At 67.6% G+C, this 14,713-nt stretch carries 17 protein-coding genes; 12 read left to right on the forward strand and 5 right to left on the reverse strand.

The window, feature by feature from the left end:
• Positions 1-67 precede the first annotated feature (67 nt).
• Together B133_RS0101555 and B133_RS0101560 are read right to left on the reverse strand one after the other, a co-directional pair.
• Positions 68-553 carry a hypothetical protein gene (locus B133_RS0101555; RefSeq protein ID WP_369751433.1) on the reverse strand — a complete coding sequence of 162 codons (486 nt, stop codon included), beginning with the start codon at positions 551-553 and terminating at the stop codon, positions 68-70.
• Between the two features lie 13 nt (positions 554-566).
• A complete protein-coding gene (locus B133_RS0101560; protein WP_026255846.1) occupies positions 567-1,112 on the reverse strand; it encodes an NUDIX hydrolase in 546 nt (181 codons plus the stop codon).
• A gap of 49 nt (positions 1,113-1,161) precedes the next feature.
• Here B133_RS0101560 and B133_RS0101565 point away from each other — a divergent pair, with 49 nt between their 5' ends.
• Genes B133_RS0101565 through B133_RS0101575 form a run of 3 tightly spaced genes read left to right on the forward strand, consistent with a single transcriptional unit; the run spans position 1,162 to position 4,191 of the window.
• Positions 1,162-2,568 carry an acyl-CoA synthetase gene (locus B133_RS0101565; protein ID WP_018598952.1) on the forward strand — a complete coding sequence of 469 codons (1,407 nt, stop codon included), beginning with the start codon at positions 1,162-1,164 and terminating at the stop codon, positions 2,566-2,568.
• A complete protein-coding gene (locus B133_RS0101570) occupies positions 2,559-2,906 on the forward strand; it encodes a VOC family protein (protein WP_018598953.1) in 348 nt (115 codons plus the stop codon). The genes B133_RS0101565 and B133_RS0101570 overlap by 10 nt, the downstream gene beginning before the upstream one ends.
• Before the next feature lie 43 nt (positions 2,907-2,949).
• The gene (locus B133_RS0101575; protein WP_018598954.1) at positions 2,950-4,191 is read left to right on the forward strand and encodes a glycoside hydrolase family 27 protein; all 1,242 of its coding nucleotides are present in this window, start codon (positions 2,950-2,952) and stop codon (positions 4,189-4,191) included.
• 171 nt (positions 4,192-4,362) lie between these two features.
• On the opposite strand, the gene dapD is transcribed toward B133_RS0101575, so the two are convergent.
• Positions 4,363-5,307, reverse strand: coding sequence for a 2,3,4,5-tetrahydropyridine-2,6-dicarboxylate N-succinyltransferase (dapD, locus tag B133_RS0101580; protein WP_018598955.1), 945 nt, complete (start codon positions 5,305-5,307; stop codon positions 4,363-4,365).
• A gap of 34 nt (positions 5,308-5,341) precedes the next feature.
• On the opposite strand from dapD, the gene dapE reads away from it, so the two are divergent.
• The 3 genes from dapE (at position 5,342) to B133_RS0101595 (ending at position 8,554) form a co-directional block, all read left to right on the forward strand.
• Positions 5,342-6,445, forward strand: coding sequence for a succinyl-diaminopimelate desuccinylase (gene dapE, locus B133_RS0101585; RefSeq protein ID WP_018598956.1), 1,104 nt, complete (start codon positions 5,342-5,344; stop codon positions 6,443-6,445).
• Entirely contained in the window at positions 6,442-6,807 is a 366-nt protein-coding gene (locus tag B133_RS0101590) for an RNA-binding S4 domain-containing protein (RefSeq protein ID WP_018598957.1), read from the forward strand. The genes dapE and B133_RS0101590 overlap by 4 nt, the downstream gene beginning before the upstream one ends.
• A gap of 139 nt (positions 6,808-6,946) precedes the next feature.
• Positions 6,947-8,554: an ABC-F family ATP-binding cassette domain-containing protein gene (locus B133_RS0101595; RefSeq protein ID WP_018598958.1), complete on the forward strand. Its 1,608-nt coding sequence runs from the start codon at positions 6,947-6,949 to the stop codon at positions 8,552-8,554.
• A gap of 21 nt (positions 8,555-8,575) precedes the next feature.
• Here B133_RS0101595 and B133_RS25125 read toward each other — a convergent pair whose 3' ends face one another.
• Together B133_RS25125 and B133_RS0101605 are read right to left on the reverse strand one after the other, a co-directional pair.
• Entirely contained in the window at positions 8,576-8,710 is a 135-nt protein-coding gene (locus B133_RS25125; protein WP_018598959.1) for a hypothetical protein, read from the reverse strand.
• A 36-nt stretch (positions 8,711-8,746) separates the two neighbouring features.
• Positions 8,747-10,819, reverse strand: coding sequence for an ATP-binding protein (locus B133_RS0101605; RefSeq protein WP_018598960.1), 2,073 nt, complete (start codon positions 10,817-10,819; stop codon positions 8,747-8,749).
• Positions 10,820-10,895: 76 nt separating this feature from the next.
• On the opposite strand from B133_RS0101605, the gene B133_RS0101610 reads away from it, so the two are divergent.
• The 6 genes from B133_RS0101610 (at position 10,896) to B133_RS23475 (ending at position 14,676) form a co-directional block, all read left to right on the forward strand.
• Positions 10,896-11,450, forward strand: a complete 555-nt coding sequence (locus B133_RS0101610) for a TIGR00730 family Rossman fold protein (RefSeq protein WP_026255848.1) — start codon at positions 10,896-10,898, stop codon at positions 11,448-11,450.
• 143 nt (positions 11,451-11,593) lie between these two features.
• Positions 11,594-12,418 (forward strand): dihydropteroate synthase, encoded by an 825-nt coding sequence (gene folP, locus B133_RS0101615; RefSeq protein WP_018598962.1) that lies wholly within the window; start codon positions 11,594-11,596, stop codon positions 12,416-12,418.
• Positions 12,415-13,365, forward strand: coding sequence for a glucosyl-3-phosphoglycerate synthase (locus tag B133_RS0101620; RefSeq protein ID WP_026255850.1), 951 nt, complete (start codon positions 12,415-12,417; stop codon positions 13,363-13,365). The genes folP and B133_RS0101620 overlap by 4 nt, the downstream gene beginning before the upstream one ends.
• A gap of 41 nt (positions 13,366-13,406) precedes the next feature.
• A complete protein-coding gene (locus B133_RS0101625; RefSeq protein WP_018598964.1) occupies positions 13,407-13,775 on the forward strand; it encodes a DivIVA domain-containing protein in 369 nt (122 codons plus the stop codon).
• Positions 13,772-14,395 carry a DNA-3-methyladenine glycosylase I gene (locus B133_RS0101630; protein WP_018598965.1) on the forward strand — a complete coding sequence of 208 codons (624 nt, stop codon included), beginning with the start codon at positions 13,772-13,774 and terminating at the stop codon, positions 14,393-14,395. Before B133_RS0101625 ends, B133_RS0101630 begins: the two co-directional genes overlap by 4 nt.
• Before the next feature lie 110 nt (positions 14,396-14,505).
• Positions 14,506-14,676, forward strand: a complete 171-nt coding sequence (locus B133_RS23475) for a DUF3117 domain-containing protein (RefSeq protein WP_018598966.1) — start codon at positions 14,506-14,508, stop codon at positions 14,674-14,676.
• Positions 14,677-14,713 lie beyond the last annotated feature (37 nt).

Genomic DNA, 14,713 nt, shown 5'->3' on the forward strand with positions numbered 1-14,713 from the left:
GCTGCCCGCCGCGCCGCAAAACGTCAGCGGTTCGCGCGCGGTCGCACCCCCACGAGTGTGCGATCGCTCAGGCCGGGAACGCCGCCACGTCCATCAGCACAGTGCCACCACACGGGCCGCCGGCGATCTGGGTGAGCCAGGTGCCTCGCAGGGTTCCGTCGGGCTGTGGCGCGTAATACGCCCACGACCGGGCCGGCGCCCATACCTTCGGAACCCCTTCTCCCATATAGCAATCCCACTGCCAGTCGTAGATGTGCACCCAGCGGCTGCCGTCCCAGGTGTAGCGGGGCGGCAGGGGCAGCGTGGGGTTCTTCGGGGTAGGGCCGTCGAGCACGGTCGAAATACAGGTGCCCGAAGAACAATCGGTGGAAAACGTGTACACGTCGCTGAAGGTCGGCTCGGATTGCCTGGCGGCAAGGCTGGTGCCCGTCTTCTGAGCCGCGTACCGGACCAGCGAGTACCGGCCGTTCCACACCTGGTTGGCGGCATGGGCTGTCGGCACGGCGGTCAACGCCGCGAGGATCAACATGCCGACAGCCGCTCGCCTTCTCATGGTGGCGTTCACGCTAACCGGTCGGGCGCTCATTGAGCAGGAGCAACGCCCATGCCGCGAGCGACTGGGCATCGGTGATCTCGCCGTCGCGCATCATCCGCTCCACCTCGGCGCGCTCGAACCAGGCACTGTGCATGTCCTGTTCCTCGTGTTCGCGTTCGTGCGCACCCTCGCTCAGGCCGGTGGCCAGGTACACCCAACCGCGCTGGCTGCTCATCCCGGCAGCTACATCAAGCTGGCCGAGCCGCTCCATGCTGCTTGCCCGCAGCCCGGTCTCCTCGCGCAGCTCCCGGTGGGCCAGCGCATCTGGATCGAGATCCAGCCGTCCCGGCGCGGTGCCCTGCGGGAACTCCCAGCGCCGCAGCCCCAACGGATACCGGAACTGCTCGACGAGGTGATACCGCTCCTCCTCGCGCGCGATGACCAGCGCATACACCGGCTTGTCGATGACGGCGTAGATGCCTTCGGTGCCGTCCGGACGGCGGATGGTGTCCTCGCGCAACGCCATCCAGTCGTTCCGATAGACCTCACGTGACTGCAGTTGGCGGATAACACCCATCGGCCCAGTATCACCGATGGAGCTGGTGTGCCGGGGTAGCCTCACAGGCGTGCTGCTGGCCTCCTTGAACCCCGCAGCGGTCGCTGCCGGTGCCGACATCGACGACGCCGTCCGTATCGACGGTGCTGTGCTCAGTCGAAGTGACATGATCGGCGCCGCGACGTCGGTGGCCGAACGCGTGGCCTCCGCCCGGCGGGTTGCCGTGCTGGCCACGCCGACCGTCAGCACCGTGCTGGCGATCACCGGTTGCCTGATCGCGGGCGTGCCGGTCATCCCGGTACCCGCAGATGTCGGAGCCGCCGAGCGCCGCCACATTCTCGCTGACTCCGGAGCCCAAGCGTGGCTGGGAGAAGTGCCTGAGGAAATGGAAGGGTTGCCGCACATACCGGTTCGGGTGCATGCGCGGTCCTGGCATCGCTACGCCGAGCCGGCGCCGGAATCGACCGCCATCATCATGTACACCTCCGGCACCACCGGCCCGCCAAAAGGCGTGCCGATAACCAGACAAGCCATCGCCGCCGACATCGACGCGCTGGCCGCGGCATGGCATTGGACAGCCGACGACATCCTGGTGCATGGTCTGCCCCTGTTCCATGTGCACGGCCTGGTGCTGGGGCTGCTCGGCTCGCTGCGGATCGGAAACCGGTTCGTACACACCGGAAAACCGACGCCGGCGGCGTATGCCGAGGCGCAGGGCACGTTGTACTTCGGGGTGCCCACGGTGTGGTCGCGGGTGGTCAAGGACCTCGACTCCGCGCTGGCGTTGTCGTCGGCCCGGCTGCTGGTATCGGGCAGTGCGCCTTTGCCGGTCCCGGTGTTCGACGAGTTGGTGCGGCTGACCGGACATGCCCCGGTGGAGCGCTACGGCAGCACCGAATCGCTGATCACGCTGAGCACCCTGGTCGACGGCGAGCGCAGGCCCGGCTGGGTGGGCCTGCCCCTGGCGGGTGTGGAGACCCGGTTGGTCGACGAGGACGGTGCGCTCGTGCCGCGGGACGGCGAAACCATCGGGCAGTTGCAGATCAAGGGCCCGATGGTGTTCGACGGCTACCTCAACCGGCCTGACGCTACCGCCGCCGCCTTCGATGCCGACGGCTGGTACCGCACCGGTGATGTCGCGGTCGTCGATGCTGAAGGCATGCACCGCATCGTCGGCCGTGAATCGGTCGATCTGATCAAGTCCGGTGGCTTCCGCATCGGCGCCGGCGAGATCGAGACGGTGCTGCTCGGTCACTCCGGCGTGCACGAAGTCGCGGTGGTCGGGATCCCCGACGAGGACTTGGGTCAGCGGATCGTGGCGTTCGTCGTCGGCGACGCCCAGCCCGCCGCGTTGATCGACTTTGTGGCGCAGCAGCTTTCGATCCACAAGCGTCCACGTGAGGTGCGGCTGGTGAACCACCTGCCACGCAACGCGATGGGAAAGGTGCTGAAAAAGGAACTGGTGCAATGGCATTGAGGTTCTCCGAGATCTGCATCGACGCCCATGAACCCGAGGCGCTGGGTGCGTGGTGGGCGCAGGCGCTCGGCTGGCCGCAGCATGCCGATTCCGATGGGTACGTGGTGCTGACACCGCCTGCGGGTGCCGGCCCCACGTGGTTGTTCGTGGCGGTGCCCGACGACAAGGTGGTCAAGAACCGCGTGCACCTCGACTTCACGCCTGACGATCAGCAGGCCGAAGTCGACCGGTTGATCGGTCTGGGCGCCCGTCGCGTCGACATCGGTCAGGGAGAGCAGACCTGGGTGGTGCTCGCCGACCCCGAAGGCAACGAGTTCTGCATTCTTGCGGCGCGGTGAGGGCTTTCGGGTAGTTGCCAGGCGGCGATGCCACCATGGCCACATGCGCCGACTGACTCGCCTGGCGGTGTGCACCGGTCTGCTCGCCGCCTGCAGCACGCCCAGTCCGGCGTCGCAACCGCAGCTGCCACCATTGGGCTGGAACTCCTGGAACTCCGGGATCGCGCTGACAGAGCAGACGGTGCACGAGACGATCGACGCGATGGTGTCGTCGGGCATGCGGGACGCCGGCTACCGCTACGTCAACCTCGACGCAGGCTGGGCGGCGCCGACCCGAGCCGGTGACGGCTCGTTGCGGGCCGATCCCGGCCGCTTCCCGCATGGCATCGCTGCGCTGGCCCGATACGCGCACGACCGCGGCCTACTGCTGGGGATTTATCACAGCCCGTTCAACCAGGGGTGCGGTCAGGATCCCCGGATAGGCGGTGCGGGCCACGAGCAGACCGACGCGAAGACGTTCGCCGACTGGGGTGTCGATTATCTGAAGTACGACTGGTGTCGGCTCGCGGCCGGTCACGAGGATCAGGTGCGGTACTTCACGGCCATGCGGAATGCGTTGCGCGCCACCGGACGTCACATCGTCTACAGCATCAACCCGAACAGCTCGGGTGACCCGGTCGCCGGGCTGGAGTACGACTGGTCGCACATCGCCGACGTCACCCGCGACGCCGTGGACCTGGTGCCGGCGTGGGGTGACGCCGCGCTGTGGCAGGAAGGGCTCGCGGGCGTGGCCCAGGCGTTCGCCGAGGCGGGTTCGCTTGCATCACGTAGCAATTCGAGCCACGTCAACGATCCCGACATGCTCGTGGTCGGTATCGGCTGGAAGCAGTTCTCGGTCGGCCATCCGACCATGGCGTTGGGTGCTCCGCGTCCTGATCTGACCGCTGCCGAGCAGCGCGCCCACTTCTCGCTGTGGGCGATGTTGGCCGCACCCCTGTTGGCCGGCAACGACATTCGCGATATGACCGACCAGACTCGCGACATCCTGACCAACCGGGAGGTGATCGCCGTGGACCAGGACCCGCTGATGGTGCAGGGGCAGCCGCTCAACAGCGACCCGCGGGTGGTGGTCAAACGGCTCGCCGACGGCGCCGTCGCCGTGGCACTGTTCAACCAGTCGACACAGGCTCAGACCGTCCGAACCGCACTCGACGCCATTGGTCTGGACGGCCGTACCCACGCGACTGTGCGTGATCTGTGGCAGCACACCGACAGCGTCGTCTCCGGCACCATCGAACGGCAGGTCCCGGGCCACGGTGTGGTGATGCTGCGGGTGACGCCTTAGCGAGTGCGGGCTTGTGCTACTTAGAACCGCAGGTGCAGTCGGACCCGCAGGTGCAGTTCTCACATGTGCAGTCCGGGTTACCGCAGCCCGTGGATTCAGTGTTCGTATCGCTACTCATGCATATGAGCATAGGACGCTCAGGTCCGGGTCGCAGCCCGTTGTCGAACGTGGTCAGTTGGCGTGCAGCGCCTCGTTCAGCGTGATGCCGGTGCCGTCGCGCTTGACGACCTCGACCGCGCCCGACAACGAATTGCGCCGGAACAGCAGGTTGTTCGCGCCCGAGAGTTCCCTGGCCTTGACGGTTTGCCCGTCAGCAGCGGTGACTTTCGTGCCACCGGTGACATAGAGCCCGGCCTCGACGACGCAGTCGTCGCCGAGTGAGATGCCCAGCCCGGCGTTGGCGCCCAATAGGCAACGCTTGCCGACCGAGATGACCTCTTTGCCGCCACCGGAGAGGGTGCCCATGATCGAGGCGCCACCACCGATGTCGGAGCCGTCGTCCACGACGACACCGGCCGAGATACGCCCCTCCACCATCGAGGTTCCCAGCGTGCCGGCGTTGAAGTTCACAAAGCCCTCGTGCATGACCGTGGTGCCCGAGGCGAGATGAGCGCCGAGGCGGACACGATCAGCGTCGGCGATCCGTACGCCGGCCGGGGTCACGTAGTCCACCATCCGCGGGAACTTGTCCACGCCGTAGACGGTCACCGCGCCGCGACGACGCAAGCGGGCCCGGACGGTTTCGAAGCCTTCCACGGCGCACGGGCCGAAGTTGGTCCACACCACGTTGGCCAGCAGGCCGAAGACGCCGTCCAGGTTGGCCTCGTGCGGCTTGGTCAGCCGGTGCGAGAGCAGGTGCAGCCGCAGGTAGACGTCGTGGGTGTCGGCCGGCTTGTCGGCCAGGTCGGCGATCGTCGTGCGTACGGCCACCACGTCGACCCCGCGGTCGGCGTCGGCGCCGGTCAGGCCCTCGAACTCGGCCGGCACGTCAGCACCGGTCAGCTGCACCGTGCCGGCCTCACCGGCAGCAGTCAGCTCGGGCGAGGGAAACCAGGTGTCCAGGACGGTTCCGTCGGCGGCGATGGTGGCCAGGCCGACGCCAGATGCGGCAGTCACGGAGCTACACGGTACTGGACTAGCCTCGAGGACTGTGGCGCACTCTTCGGCTCTTCACGCAAGTGGCTCATCGCTAGATCTGCGTGCCGATCCGATCGCACTGACCGCCGCGCTGGTGGACATCCCCAGCGAGTCCCGTCACGAGCAGCGCATCGCCGACGAGATCGAGGCCGCGCTACGCGTCCAGGCCCCGTCCTTCGAGGTGATCCGCAGCGGTGACGCTGTGCTGGCCCGCACGCACCTGGGCCTGCCGTCGCGGGTGATGCTGGCCGGCCACATCGACACCGTGCCCGCCGCGGACAACCTGCCCAGCCGCCTCGTGGGCGGCGAGATGTACGGCTGCGGCACGTCCGACATGAAATCGGGCGATGCCGTCTTCCTGCACCTGGCCGCCACCATCGCCGAGCCGGCCCACGACATCACCCTGGTCATGTACGACTGCGAGGAGATCGAGGCGAGCGCCAACGGCCTGGGACGTATCGAACGCGAGCTGCCGGAATGGCTGTCCGCAGATGTCGCGATCCTCGGGGAGCCGTCCGGAGGCTATATCGAAGCCGGTTGCCAGGGCACCATCCGCGTCGTCCTCGGCGCCACCGGCACGCGCGCCCATTCCGCGCGGTCGTGGTTGGGGGACAACGCGATTCACAAGCTGGGTGCGGTGCTGGACCGATTGGGCGGCTATCAGGCCCGCAGCGTCGACATCGACGGCTGCGGGTATCGCGAAGGACTTTCTGCGGTCCGGATTGACGGCGGGATCGCCGGCAACGTGATCCCGGACGCCGCCTCGGTGACGGTCAACTTCCGCTTCGCCCCCGATCGCAGTGTGGAACAGGCCTTTGCCCATGTACAGGAGGTGTTCGACGGGCTCGACGTGTCGATCGAGCTGACCGATGCGGCGGCCGGGGCCCTGCCTGGCCTGACGAAGCCCGCCGCAGCGGCGCTGGTGGCCGCGGCCGGGGGAGCGGTGCGGGCGAAGTACGGCTGGACAGACGTGTCCAGGTTTGCGGCGATGGGCATTCCCGCGGTCAACTACGGGCCGGGCGATCCGAATTTGGCGCACAAGGTCGATGAGCGAGTCGAGACTGCGCAGATCACCGCGGTTACCGACATGCTGCGCCGTTATCTGACGAGTCGATGAGCAGCGTTCGCGTCGACAGCTGGATCTGGGCCGTACGGATCGCCAAGACCCGGTCCGTGGCGGCGGCTGCGTGCCGGGCCGGACACGTCCGGGTCAACGACATCACCGCCAAACCGGCGCAGCTCGTGGGGCCGGGCGACGAGGTCCGGGTACGGCTCGACGGACGCGAGCGCATCGTGGAGGTCCTGCGTCCGATCGCCAAACGGGTGGGCGCCGCGGTCGCGTCGGAATGCCTGATCGACCGCAGCCCGCCGCCCCCACCCAAGGAGACCGTGGCCGCCGTGCCGGTCCGCGATCGAGGAGCCGGCCGGCCCACCAAACGTGAACGGCGACAGCTGGATCGGCTTCGCGGCCACTCCTGAACCGGATAATTGGTTGCGCCCCTGAGTACTGTGGGTTTCGTACTGCTGTCGATCGAGGTGGGCCGAAAACATGCTGGGAGACGACATCTCTGGGTGAACCAGAGAGTCGATTCGTTCCCGATCACCCTGGAGTTCCAGCATGTCTATTGTCTTTTCCCACCTGTCATTCGTGTGGCCCGATCACACCGAGCTGTTCTCGGATCTGTCATTCACCATCGACCCCGGCCGCACCGGACTTGTCGCGCCCAACGGCGCCGGTAAGAGCACGCTGCTCAAGCTGATCGCCGCTGAATACCTGCCATCGGCAGGATCGGTGACGGTGGCCGGCACCGTCGGTTATCTACCTCAGACCCTGCCGTTCGTCGCCGACCTGACCGTCGCGGATGTGCTGGGGGTCGCGCCGGCGCTCGACGCGCTGGCGGCGCTGGCCGCCGGTGACGCCGGCGAGGCGGTGTTCACCGCGATCGGCGAGGACTGGGACATCGAGGAGCGTTCCCGGGCCCAGCTGGACCGGCTCGGGTTGAAGGGTGTGGCGTTGGACCGCCCGCTGGGCTCGCTGTCCGGCGGAGAGGTGGTGACGCTGGGGCTGGCCGCCGAACTGTTGAAACGGCCCGATGTGCTACTGCTCGACGAGCCCACCAACAACCTGGATCTCGATGCACGTCAACGCCTTTACACTGCCCTCGATGATTTCGGCGGCACCCTGCTGCTGGTCAGCCACGATCGCGTGCTGCTGGACCGCATGGATCAGATCGCCGAGCTGTACCGCGGCGACATCGTGTTCTACGGCGGTAATTTCACCGTCTATCAGGAGACGGCCCAGGCGGCCCAGGAGCTCGCTGAAAGCAACATCCGCAGCGCCGAGCAACAACTCAAGCGGGAGAAGCGTCAGATGCAGCAGGCTCGGGAACGCTCAGCGCGCCGAGCCGGCAACGCGGCCCGCAACGTCAAAGACGCTGGGCTGCCGAAAATCGTTGCAGGCAAACTCAAGCGCGATGCCCAGGAATCCTCGGCCCGCTCCGACGAGGTGCACGCCCGTCGCGTGGACGATGCGAAAGCACGGTTGGACGACGCCGAACGGGCATTGCGGGACGACAAGGTCATCGTCCTCGACCTACCCGCCACAACAGTGCCCGCCGGGCGCACGCTGTTCGCGGCCCACGGTCTGCAGGTACAGCGTGATGGTCGGAAGTTGTTTGTCGGCAATGGAATCGATCTGGCGATACGCGGACCGGAGCGCATTGCGCTGACCGGACCCAACGGCGCCGGTAAGTCGACGTTGCTGCGGATCGTCGACGGGACGCAGCCGGGCGCCGGGACGGTGCAGCGGGCCGACGGTCGGATCGCTTACCTGTCGCAGCGGCTCGATCTGCTCGATCCTGAGCGGACCGTGGCCGAGAGCCTTGCCGAAGCGGCGCCCAGTCTGTCCCATACCCGCAGGATGCATCTGTTGGCGCAGTTCTTGTTTCGTGGTGACCGGATCGACCTACCCGTCGGCGTGCTGTCCGGTGGCGAGCGACTGAGGGCGACGCTGGCGTGTGTGCTCTACGCCGAACCCACACCGCAGCTTCTGTTGCTCGACGAACCCACCAACAACCTCGATCTGGTGAGCATCGGGCAGCTGGAATCGGCGCTGAACGCCTACCGGGGTGCATTCGTGGTGGTCAGCCACGACGAACGGTTCCTCAAGACCATCGACATCGACCGCTGGTTGCGCCTCGCTGACGGCGAATTGAGCACCATGTAGTGAATTGAGCACCGTGTGAAGTCACGTGGGACGGGCCGGGCTGTTGGACACACTGCCCTGCGCGTCATCGAGCACATTGCTTGCCGACGAGCTGACATCATCGAGTTGTCGGCCCAGACCAGCCACAGCGCTGATGTCTGCGTTGAACTGCGTCATCTCGGTCCTTCGGATCGTGCGTACCGACTACCGGCTCTACGGCCGATCCGCAATGGCTTGGCGGGCAGCGTCATTGGCGGCCGCCGACATCCCCAGGTCGTGATATCGCAGCGAAATATCGTGCAGCGCAAGGATGTCGTCAGCCGCGAGGGCGCGCGCGTGGTCCATGGTGATCCTGCTGAACACGCAGTCCAACCCGATCCGGGTCAGGTTGTCGACAGCCTCGGTGTCACCCAGCCGCACGGCATCGTGCAGCGCGCGCAACGCCACCGCGGTCTGGCCACCGCGTTCGGCGGCCTGGGCGGCATCGCGCGCGGCGGCGATGGCACCGGCCCTGTCCTTGCGGGCATGACACGTCCATGCCCGGGCCAGTCCCAATTCCGGCGCGAACAGCATGGATTTGAGTCCGTGCCGGGATTCTGCCCGGGACAACGCCTTTGCGGCCTCCATCGGCATCCCGTGCTGACCGAGCGCCTGCGCCAACAACATCCACGCCAATGGCCCCCAAGAGTATCCGGTCGGCGCCAAATTGGCTGTGGCGCGGCGCAGTAGGGACACGGCCTGCAGAGATCCGCGAACCAGCAGCACATCGGACATCAGCACCTCGCCGATGGCCCGGCCCGGCTGCTGCAACTGCGCGAAATCGGTCAGCTGCTGCGCCATCTCCTGGGCCCGGTTCAGCTGGCCGGTCAGCAGCAGTGCGGTCGTCTGCCCGAACCCGCTGGTGAACCGCAGCAACCCGGGGTGCCCGGCGTCCAGGGCACGCTGCGCCATGGGCTCGACGTCGTCGAAACGGCCCATCCGCGCACAGCTGAGCGTCGCCGCGGACGCGGCCCACCCGACAGCGGTGTCGTCGGCTGCCGCACTGCCCAGCACTTCTTCGGCCAGTGACAAAGCGCGTTGTGGCGCACCGGCATTCATCGCGAAGGTGGCTGAAAGGGCATCCAAGGTCGTTTGGGCCTGCGGCGTGCTCACCCGGTCCCGGGTGGTCCGCAGAAAGGCGGTGGCCCGTTCCGGCTCGGAGAGCATCCAGAACTGATTGGCCGCCCGCGGCAACGCCCACGCCATCAGCTGGGCATCGGTGAGCTCGGCGGGGTTCACGGCGGCCAGCACCTCGTCGGCCTCGCGTCCGCGTCCTTGCCAGGCCAGCGCGTAGGCCAGCGTCAGCCGGGCCTCGAAGCCGGCGGCAAGCGAAGTCCGGCCCAGATGCTCGGCCAGGTTCAGGTCGCCCAGCCGCAGTGCGGTGGCTGCCGCGGCTGCCACCTCGAGCGGCGGCTGTGGACGGTCGCTGTCGACGGCCAGAACTGCGACCCGCAACTGGTCCACCACGCTGCAACCGGGAGTCGCCAGCATGCGCTCGACCAGCGCTGTGCGCAGCCGGCGTAATGCGGGACCACCCACCGATGCCCGGACCGCGTCGCGGAACAGTGGGTGCGCGCAGCCCACCATGGCGTTCTCGATGCGGACTGCGCCGCATTGACGGGCCTGCTCGATGGCGTCGGCCCCGGTCAATGGGACCAGGACAGCCAGCGGCAGGGGATCATGCACGGCCAGATACCGCAGAGTGCGCAGCGCGTCACCGGGCAGGTCGGCAATGAATGTTGCCACCTGTTCAGCCAGCCGCGTGTCGTCGTGACCGGCGGGCGCCACCTCGACCCTGTTGACCAGTCCGTCCCGCCACAGCGCGGTGACCTCCTCGGGCCCTTCCGCTGTGGCGGTGGCGATCAACTTGGCCGCGCCGCTGACGGCCAGCTGGTAGACGAGCGCCGCCGAGAGCGGATCCAGCAGATGGGCGTCGTCGACCACCAGGAGTAGGTCGGTGCCCAGTGATCGGCGTCCCGCCCGCAGCACCTCGGCGGTCTTACCGACCACGGGCACTTCGATCAGATGGTCCACCGCCGCGAACGGAATGCTCGCGGCAGATTCGGTGCCCGTCACCCACGCCACCCGGCGATAGTCGGCACCGTGCTGCTCGGCGGCGGAGCGGGCCAGGGAGGTTTTCCCGACCCCGTCCGGCCCGATCAGGACAGCGCCGGACCGGTCGCGCAAGCCGGCCTCGAGGCCGTCAAGAGCACGGTCGCGCGGGGTGATCACCCAGTCGACAGCCATCTACGCGATCTTATGGGCGCAGTGATCGCGCCCGGCCGGAAATCCGTTGTTCACGCCGAACCTTTACGTTGTGTATGTGTCCGGTGAAGTTGACCGCCAATGGGCGGTATGTGTGTATTGCGCGTCGGGGCCCTCCCACCCCGAGTTGTTGGCACTGGCGAGCCAGCTGGGCTTGGCGCTCGCGAAGCGCGGCTGGGCGCTGGTCTCCGGCGGCGGGAACGTCTCGGCGATGGGTGCGGTGGCCCGGGCTGCGCGCTCCGGCGCCGGGCATACCGTCGGAGTCATCCCCAAGGCCCTGGTGCACCGCGAACTCGCCGATATCGACGCCGCTGAGCTCATCGTCACCGACACGATGCGCGAACGTAAGAAGGTGATGGAGGACCGCTCCGACGCGTTCATCGCGCTGCCCGGCGGTATCGGCACCCTGGAGGAGTTCTTCGAGGCCTGGACCGCGGGCTACCTGGGCATGCATGACAAACCGTTGGTGCTGCTCGACCCGTTCGGGCACTACGACGGTCTGCTGACGTGGCTGCACGGCCTCGTGGACACGGGCTACGTGTCCGAGGGGGCCCTGAACCGGCTGCTGGTGGTCGACGACGTCGACTCCGCGCTGGCGGCTTGCGCCCCGTAGCTGCGCGACGGCCCGGCGGTCGCGCAAGCGACCCAAGTGGCCGGAAATCGCACGACGATAGCCTGGAGGGCGTGTCGACGACGTCAGGGCTCCCCGGGCGGACCTTCTGCGGTCGCCCGGTGGCCCCTGACCGCGCACTGATCATGGCGATCGTCAACCGCACCCCGGACTCGTTCTACGACCGCGGTGCGACGTTCACCGACGAGGCAGCCAAGGCCGCGGTGCATCGGGTGATCGCCGAGGGTGCCGATGTGATCGACGTCGGCGGCGTCAAAGCGGGTCCAGGCGGCCCGGTTGATTCGGATGAGGAGATCGCCCGCGTCGTGCCGTTCATCGAATGGCTGCGGTCTGTCTACCCGGACCAGCTGATCAGCGTCGACACCTGGCGCTCTGCGGTGGCCAAACAGGCCTGTGCGGTCGGTGCCGACCTGATCAACGACACGTGGGCCGGTGCCGATCCAGGGCTTCCAGAGGTGGCTGCAGAGTTCGGGGCCGGTCTGGTGTGTTCGCACACCGGTGGCGCGGTGCCGCGTACCCGGCCGTTCCGCGTCAATTACGGCATCACCGAACGCGGCGTCGTCGACGACGTCATCGCCGACGTGACCGCGGCCGCCGACAATGCCGTGGCCGCCGGGGTCCTTCGGGACCGGATCCTCATCGATCCGACCCACGATTTCGGCAAAAACACTTATCACGGCCTTAGTTTGTTGCGCCACGTAAAAGATCTTGTTAAGACCGGATGGCCGGTCCTGATGGCACTGAGCAATAAGGACTTCATCGGGGAGACTCTGGGTGTGGACGTGACTGAGCGCCTGGAGGGCACCCTCGCCGCGACGGCATTGGCCGCCGCAGATGGTGCAGCGATGTTCCGGGTGCATGAGGTCGGGCCCACCCGGCGCGTGCTGGAGATGGTCGCGTCGATCCGGGGAGTGCGGGCGCCCGCACGAACAGTGAGGGGACTGGCATGACCCTAATGCCCGAACTGGCAGACACCGATGGCGTTGCCAGACACCGCTGGCTGGCCGACCGCAGCTGGAACCGTCCGGCATGGACCGTGGCCGGACTGGAAGCCGCCAAGGCCGGCCGCACCGTCTCGGTCGTGCTGCCCGCCCTCAACGAGGAAGAAACCGTCGGATCTGTCGTCGAGACCATCACGCCGCTGCTCGGCGGCTTGGTCGACGAGCTGATCGTGCTCGATTCCGGCTCGACCGACGACACCGAGATCCGCGCGCTCGCGGCCGGTGCCCGGGTCGTCAGCCGCGAAGTGGCGCTGCCCGAGATTCCGCCGCAACCCGGCAAAGGTGAGGTGTTGTGGCGGTCACTGGCCGCGACCACCGGCGACCTCATCGCCTTTGTCGACTCCGACCTGATCGACCCCGACCCGATGTTCGTGCCGAAGCTGCTCGGCCCGCTGCTGACCACCGACGGCGTGCACCTGGTCAAGGGGTTCTACCGGCGCCCGCTCAAGATCAGCGGCAGTGAGGACGCCAACGGCGGAGGCCGGGTGACCGAGCTTGTCGCGCGCCCGCTGCTCGCGTCGCTGCGGCCTGAGCTGAACTATGTCATGCAGCCGCTCGGCGGCGAGTACGCCGGGACCCGGGAGCTGCTCACCTCAGTGCCGTTCGCACCGGGCTATGGCGTGGAGGTCGGCCTGCTGGTCGACGCCTACGACCGGCTCGGCCTGGACGCGATCGCCCAGGTGAACCTGGGCGTGCGCACACACCGCAACCGGCCGCTGACCGAACTGGCCTCGATGAGCCGCCAGGTGATCGCGACGCTGCTGTCCCGCTGCGGCATCGCCGACTCCGGCCTCGGGCTCACGCAGTTCTTCGCCGACGGCGACGGGTTCACCCCTCGGGTGTCGTCGGTGTCGCTGGCGGACCGACCGCCGATGGTCACCCTGCGTCCCCGCTAGCCCGCGGACCGTTGTCGGACGGTTGAGGCAGTATCGACGGTGTGACATTGATTCTGCTGTACCTGGTGGTGCTGGTACTGGTGGCCATCGTGCTGTTCGGGGTGGGCAGCGTGATTTTCGGCCGCGGCGAGACGTTGCCTCCGCTGCCGCGCGGCACGACGGCGACGGTCCTGCCGGCCTCCGGCGTCACGAGCGCCGACGTGGATGCCCTGCGATTCGCCCAGGCGGTGCGTGGCTACAAGACCAGCGAGGTGGACTGGGTCCTGGACCGGCTGGGGCAGGAACTCGACGGGTTGCGTGGTGAGCTGGCCGCCTTGCGGGCGGCGTACGGGATTGCCGGCGATGCCGAGGACGACGATGCCGAGGTGTCGGCCACCGCCGGGCAGATTCGCGCATCGGACGAACCGTGACCGACGACGGTCGCACCCGTTGCGGCTGGGCGGTCGACACTGCTGCGGGCACCACGCTGTACCGCGACTACCACGACACCGAGTGGGGCCAGCCACTGAGGGACCCCGTGGCACTGTTCGAGCGAGTCAGCCTCGAAGCGTTCCAGAGCGGCCTGTCCTGGCTGACGATCCTGCGAAAGCGAGAGAACTTCCGCCGCGCGTTCGACGGCTTCGACCCCGCGACCGTCGCGGGCTACACCGACCCTGACATCCAGCGGCTGATGGACGACACGGGCATCGTGCGCAACCGGGCCAAGATCCTGGCCACCATCGCCAATGCCAAGGCCGTGACGGAACTGGATGTGGACCTCACAGAGTTGCTGTGGTCGTTCGCACCGCCGCCCCGCCCGCGGCCCACTGACCTCTCACAGGTGCCCGCGGTGACCTCGGAGTCGACGGCAATGGCCAAGGAACTCAAGCGGCGTGGCTTCAAATTCATCGGGCCGACGACCGCGTACGCGTTGATGCAGGCCACGGGAATGGTCGATGACCATGTCGCGTCCTGTTGGGTTCCCGTGGTCCGCCAGACGGCACGCCGTCAGACATCCGACGGGTCTTCGCACACCCATCGACGCGCATAGGGAAGAATAGGGGTAGTTCAGTAGCAGTTCAGTGCCGGGTGCCGTCAACGAGTGGGCGGTGCCGGCCCCGACCCACTGACGTGGGCGGGCTCATTTGGAGGGAGCACTCGATGGCGGCGATGAAGCCCCGGACCGGTGACGGTCCACTGGAAGCAACCAAAGAGGGGCGAGGCATCGTGATGCGGGTACCGCTGGAGGGCGGGGGGCGTCTGGTCGTCGAGCTGACCCCGGATGAGGCGGCCGCTCTCGGCGACGAACTCAAGGGCGTCACCAGCAGTTAGTGCGTCGGCGTGATCGATCGCCCCACGGGCAACCGAT

The sequence above is a fragment of the Mycobacterium sp. 155 genome (assembly GCF_000373905.1).
GTDB lineage: Bacteria > Actinomycetota > Actinomycetes > Mycobacteriales > Mycobacteriaceae > Mycobacterium.